The 2,126-nt window shown below is 62.9% G+C and carries 2 protein-coding genes; both read left to right on the plus strand.

The window, feature by feature from the left end:
• The coding region (gene mmsA, locus B3873_RS26250; protein ID WP_286870048.1) for a CoA-acylating methylmalonate-semialdehyde dehydrogenase at positions 1–1,059 on the plus strand (1,059 nt) is incomplete at its 5' end.
• A gap of 10 nt (positions 1,060–1,069) precedes the next feature.
• A complete protein-coding gene (mmsB, locus tag B3873_RS26255; protein ID WP_121042041.1) occupies positions 1,070–1,963 on the plus strand; it encodes a 3-hydroxyisobutyrate dehydrogenase in 894 nt (297 codons plus the stop codon).
• Positions 1,964–2,126: the final 163 nt, after the last annotated feature.

Consider the following 2,126-nt stretch of genomic DNA (forward strand, 5'->3'; position numbering starts at 1 on the left):
ATCACCGCCTTCAACTTCCCGGTGATGCTGCCTTGCTTCATGTTCCCCATCGCCGTGGCCTGCGGCAATACCTTCGTGCTGAAGCCCTCCGAGCAGGACCCGACATCCTCTCTGTTCCTGGTCGAGCTGGCCAACCAGGCCGGCCTGCCGCCGGGCGTGTTGAACGTGGTGCATGGCGGTCCGGACGTGGCCAACATGATCTGCGACCATCCCGACATCAAGGCGGTGTCCTTCATCGGTTCCACCCATGTCGGCACCCACATCTATCGCCGCGCCAGCGAAGCCGGCAAGCGCGCCCAGTGCATGATGGGCGCCAAGAACCACTGCATCGTCTTGCCCGATGCCCCCAAGGACCAGGCCATCAACAACCTGCTGGGTGCGGCTTTCGGTGCGGCTGGCCAGCGCTGCATGGCCAATTCGGTGGTGGTGCTGGTGGGTCAGACGCGCGAATGGATTCCCGAGATCGTCGAACGCTCCAAGGCCATGAAGGTCGGACCCGGCACCGACCGCAAGGCCGATGTCGGTCCACTGGTCTCCAAGGCGGCCAAGGAACGTGTCGAACGCCTCATCGCCAGCGGCGTGGAGCAGGGCGCCAAGTTGCTGCTCGATGGCCGCAACTGCAAGGTGGCCGGCAGCGAGAACGGCAACTTCGTGGGACCGACCGTCTTCACGGGCGTGAAGCCCGAGATGGACATCTACGCCCAGGAAATCTTTGGCCCGGCCATGTGCATCGTCGAACTGGACACGCTCGATGAAGCCATTGCCTTCATCAACGCCAACCCGAACGGCAACGGTACTTCCATCTTCACCAGCTCGGGCTATGCGGCGCGCAAGTTCCAGAACGAGATCGACGTCGGCCAGGTCGGCATCAACGTGCCCATCCCCGTGCCGGTGGCCTACTTCAGCTTCACCGGTTCGCGTGCTTCCAAGCTGGGCGACCTCGGCCCCAACGGCAAGCAGGCCGTGACCTTCTGGACCCAGACCAAGACCGTCACCGCACGCTGGTACGCGCCCGATGAAGAAGCCGGCCAGGTCAACACCACCATCACCCTGAAGTAAGGAGAGCAGCATGAGCGCCAACATCGTCTTCATCGGCCTGGGCAATATGGGTTTGCCGATGGCGCAGAACCTGGTCAAGGCCGGTTTTTCGGTCAGCGGGCATGACCTGGTCAAGGCCAGCGTGGATAAGCTGGTGGAAGTCGGCGGCAAGACCGAAGCCGATTCCATGGCGGCCGTGGCCAAGGCCGACGTGGTCATCACCATGCTGCCGGCCAGCCGTCACGTGGAATCGCTCTACCTGGGCGATGCCGGGGTGCTGGCCTCGGCCAAGCCGGGCGCGCTCTTGATCGACTGCTCCACCATTGCTCCGGAAGCGGCGCGCAAGGTGGCCGCAGCGGCCAAGGCGCGCGGCTTCGAGATGCTGGATGCGCCGGTCTCCGGGGGCACCAACGGGGCGACGGCAGGCACGCTGACCTTCATGGTGGGCGGCAGCAAGGAGGCCTTCGAGGCCGCCCAGCCTTATCTGCAGAAGATGGGGAAAGCAATCTATCACGCAGGTGAAAGCGGCAGCGGCCAGACCGTCAAGGTCTGCAACAACATGCTGCTGGGCATCCTCATGATCGGGACGTCGGAAGCGATCCGCCTGGGCATGGCCAATGGCATGGATCCCAAGGTACTGTCGGAAATCATGTCCAAGAGCTCGGGCCGCAACTGGACGCTGGAAGTCTACAACCCTTGCCCCGGCGTGATGGAAACGGCGCCGGCTTCCAAGGGCTATGCCGGTGGTTTCGGCGTGGACCTGATGCTCAAGGACCTGGGGCTGGCCGTGGAGAATGCGCTGGCCACCAACTGCGCCATTCCGCTGGGTTCGACGGCACGCAATCTGTACGACATCCACAGCATGAACGGGGCAGGCAAGCTGGACTTCTCCAGCATCTTCAACATGCTGGGCAAAGCGCAGTAAGTCCGTCGCCAACAAGACAGGCAGCAAAAAGGGACAGCCTCTTGCGGGGCTGTCCCTTCGTTTTTCTGCGTACTGATGTGCAGCTTATTTCTTCACTTCATCCTCGATGTGGGCCCGGATGATATCGGCGAAGTTGGCATCGGCCGTAAAGCCCAGCGCCTTG

Origin of the sequence: Herbaspirillum sp. UBA812 (genome assembly GCF_002296545.1) — a bacterium.
Classification (GTDB): domain Bacteria; phylum Pseudomonadota; class Gammaproteobacteria; order Burkholderiales; family Burkholderiaceae_D; genus Herbaspirillum; species Herbaspirillum huttiense.